This window comes from Salmonella sp. K21076 (genome assembly GCF_039650795.1).
GTDB classification, from domain to species: Bacteria; Pseudomonadota; Gammaproteobacteria; order Enterobacterales; family Enterobacteriaceae; genus Salmonella; species Salmonella enterica.
In genome coordinates this window covers 1-423 of the sequence record NZ_JBCLYA010000035.1, presented here as the reverse complement: position 1 = coordinate 423, position 423 = coordinate 1, and the positions used below count along the sequence as shown (strand labels likewise).

At 47.0% G+C, this 423-nt stretch carries 1 tRNA gene and 1 rRNA gene; both read right to left on the bottom strand.

The window, feature by feature from the left end:
- Positions 1-191: 191 nt before the first annotated feature.
- Positions 192-267, bottom strand: a tRNA-Glu gene (locus tag AAYN39_RS10655).
- 85 nt (positions 268-352) lie between these two features.
- Positions 353-423 (bottom strand): 16S ribosomal RNA (locus AAYN39_RS10650); the annotation flags it as partial.

Genomic DNA, 423 nt, shown 5'->3' with positions numbered 1-423 from the left:
ACAACCCGAAGATGTTTCTTTCGATTCATCATCGTGTTGCGAAAATTTGAGAGACTCACGAACAACTTTCGTTGTTCTGTGTTTCAATTTTCAGCTTGATCCAGATTTTTAAAGAGCAAATATCTCAAACGTGACTCGTAAGTCAGTTTTGAGATACTGATGGCAACGCCTTTCACACATTACCGCGCAAGTGGCGTCCCCTAGGGGATTCGAACCCCTGTTACCGCCGTGAAAGGGCGGTGTCCTGGGCCTCTAGACGAAGGGGACGTATCAGTCTGCTTCGCAAGACGCCTTGCTATTCACTTTTCATCAGACAATCTGTGTGAGCACTGCAAAGTACGCTTCTTTAAGGTAAGGAGGTGATCCAACCGCAGGTTCCCCTACGGTTACCTTGTTACGACTTCACCCCAGTCATGAATCACA